Genomic DNA, 2,816 nt, shown 5'->3' on the forward strand with positions numbered 1-2,816 from the left:
CCCGCCGGCCGGGTCGAGCGCGGCCGCCGCGGCGGCGGCGACGCCCGGGCCGGTGTCGGGGATCGTCAGGACGGCGGCGGCCGGCGCGGTGCACGCCACCAGCAGGACGCCGAACGAGGCGGCCGGCCGGGACGCGGACCGAGGATCGCGTGCGTGCGAGGACACGGCCTTCTCCTTCGGAGTCGCCGCCCACCCGCGCCCGCTTTCCCATAAGGGAAGAATGCCGGTATTGGAATGTTTATCGGGAATGCGGCGTCGAGTGGACGGAATGCGGCACCGTCCCCGCGAATTTAGCGCGCCGAAACGCCCTCCGCCTTGCGACCCAGCCAAATTCCCGTCACCCAGAGCGCGCCGAACAGCGCGCCGAGGAAGAACATGGTCGGCACCATGAAGCCGGTGCCGATCACCAGCACCTGGAGCACGCTGCCCGCGGCCACGCCCCACGGGAACCGCAGCACGCCCGCCATGAGCAGGCACACCACGGCGAGGCCGCCGCACACGGCCCCGGCGGTGCCGCCGTCCACCTTCAGCACCGCCACCGCCACCGGGATCGCCAGCGCGATCACGATGGCCTCGCAGGCCAGCACGGTCGCCAGCAGCCGGCGCGCGGGATTGGGCGCCCGCCGCGCGCGCACGGCGGTCACCGCCCCTCCCCGACCCGCAGCAGCGTCCGCGCGTCGCCCACGGTGACCACCGAGCCGGTGATCAGCACGCCAGCGCCCTGGTACTCGCCGGTCTCCTCGGCCAGGCCGATCGCCCGGTCGATCGCGTCGTCCAGCCGGGCCGCCAGATGCACCCGCTCGGCGCCGAAGACGCCCTCGGCGATCTCGGCGAGCTCCTCGGGCAGCATCGAGCGGGGGGAGGAGCTGCGGGTGACCACCAGCTCGGCCAGCACGGGCTCGAGCTGGTCGAGGATCCCGGCGACGTCCTTGTCGGCGGCGACCGCGAGCACGCCGACCAGCCGGCTGAAGCCGAACGACTCGGTGATCGTGGCGACGGTCGCCGCGGCCCCGGACGGGTTGTGCGCCGCGTCCAGCAGCACCGTCGGGCCGGTGCGGACGACCTCCAGCCGGCCGGGCGAGGCGGCCTTGGCCAGGCCGCTGCGGACCAGGGCCGGGTCGAGCTGCCCCTCCGCGCCGCCGGCGTAGGTCTCCCCCGCCGCGATGCGCGTGACGGCCGTCAGGTCGGCCTCGCCGGGCGTCGGCGCGCCGCTCGCGAACGCCTCCACCGCGGCCAGCGCGGTCGCGGCGTTGCTCGCCTGGTGGTCGCCGAACAGCGGCAGGAAGACCTCCTCGTAGACGCCGTGCAGGCCCTGCAGCCGCAGCTGCTGGCCGCCCACCGCGACGTCGCGGCTCAGCACCCCGAACTCGATGCCCTCGCGGGCCGCCGCCGCGCCGGTCTCCACGATGCGGCGCAGCAGCACCTCGGCCGCCTCCACCGGCTGCTGGGCCAGCACCGCGACCGCGCCGGGCTTGATGATCCCGGCCTTCTCCCCGGCGATCTCCTCGATCGTCTCGCCCAGGTAGCGGGTGTGGTCCAGGCCGATGGGGGTGACCACGGCGACCGCGCCGTCGGCCACGTTGGTGGCGTCCCACGTCCCGCCCATGCCGACCTCGACGACGGCCACGTCGACCGGCGCGTCCGCGAACGCCGCGAACGCCATGGCGGTGAGCACCTCGAAGAACGACAGCCGCGCGGCGTGCTTGCCGTCGACCAGCTCGACGTAGGGCAGCACGTCCCGCAGGACCTCGACGAACCGCTCCTCGCCGATCGGCTCGCCGTCGATGGCGATCCGCTCCCGCAGGGTGGTCAGCTCGGGGCTGGTGTACAGGCCGGTGCGCAGCCCGCGCTCGCGCAGCAGCGCCTCGATGAGCCGGGCGGTGCTGGACTTGCCGTTCGTCCCCGCCACGTGGACGACCGGGTAGGCGCGCTGCGGCTCCCCCAGGACGTCGACGAGGTCGCGGATCCGGTCGAGGGTGGGATCGATCTCCCATTCGACCCCGCGGCTCATGATCGCGCTGACGGCGCCCCGGTAGTCGAGCGGCTCGGTTTCCTGGCTCACGATGCTCCATGGCTGCGGAAAGTGACCCTCAGAGCCTACTCGGCGCTCCGGGCCGCCCAGGGTCGGCCCGGAAACTGCCACCATGGGGGTGTGGACGCCGAGGAGGTCTTCTTCCGGGAGTGGGGGCGCCGCGGTCCCGGCGAGAGCCGCAGCGTGCCGCGCGCCCGCGCCCTCGCGGAGGCCCTCGGGATCCTCTCCCCCGGGGTGCCGGTCCTGACGGTCGTGGGCTCAAAGGGGAAGGGCACCGCCGCGACGTACGCGTCGGCGTTCCTCGCGGCGGCGGGCCTGCGGGTCTGCACGGTGACCAGCCCGGGGATCAGGGACGCCCTCGACCGGATCAGGATCGATGGGGTGTCGGTGTCGGAGGGGGAGCTGGCCTCGCTCGGCGCGCGCCTCGGCCGGGCGATGGACACGCCGCCGCCCGGCGCGGGCTACCTGTCGCCGGCCGGGCTGTTCACGCTCGCGGGCGTCCTGCACGCCCGTGACGCCGAAGCGGACGTGATCGTCCTGGAGGCCGGGATGGGCGGCCGGTCGGACGAGGTGAGCCTGTTCCCGCCGGACGTCGCCGCGCTGACGCCGGTCTTCCTGGAGCACGCCGGGGTGCTCGGCGCCACGGTCGCCGAGATCGCCCTGGAGAAGGCGGGCGTGGCCGGGCCGGGGACGCGGGCCGTGCTGTCGGCGCCGCAGTCCGCGGCGGCCGAGGCGGCGCTGGCCGGGCGCGTCGAGTACGTGCGGCCCGGGGACGGCGGCGTCC

3 protein-coding genes are annotated in these 2,816 nt (G+C 75.1%); 1 reads left to right on the forward strand and 2 read right to left on the reverse strand.

Features of this window, described 5'->3' with window-relative positions; genetic code table 11:
• Positions 1 to 290: 290 nt before the first annotated feature.
• Both E1291_RS40710 and E1291_RS40715 read right to left on the reverse strand, forming a co-directional pair.
• A complete protein-coding gene (locus E1291_RS40710) occupies positions 291 to 644 on the reverse strand; it encodes a DUF4233 domain-containing protein (protein ID WP_242614688.1) in 354 nt (117 codons plus the stop codon).
• Entirely contained in the window at positions 641 to 2,011 is a 1,371-nt protein-coding gene (locus E1291_RS40715) for a bifunctional folylpolyglutamate synthase/dihydrofolate synthase (protein ID WP_242614689.1), read from the reverse strand. The genes E1291_RS40710 and E1291_RS40715 overlap by 4 nt, the downstream gene beginning before the upstream one ends.
• A 141-nt stretch (positions 2,012 to 2,152) precedes the next feature.
• Here E1291_RS40715 and E1291_RS40720 point away from each other — a divergent pair.
• Positions 2,153 to 2,816, forward strand: a 664-nt coding sequence (locus E1291_RS40720; RefSeq protein WP_503108260.1) for a folylpolyglutamate synthase/dihydrofolate synthase family protein, incomplete at its 3' end; no start/stop codon positions are given.

Source organism: Actinomadura roseirufa (assembly GCF_900659635.1).
GTDB lineage: Bacteria > Actinomycetota > Actinomycetes > Streptosporangiales > Streptosporangiaceae > Spirillospora > Spirillospora roseirufa.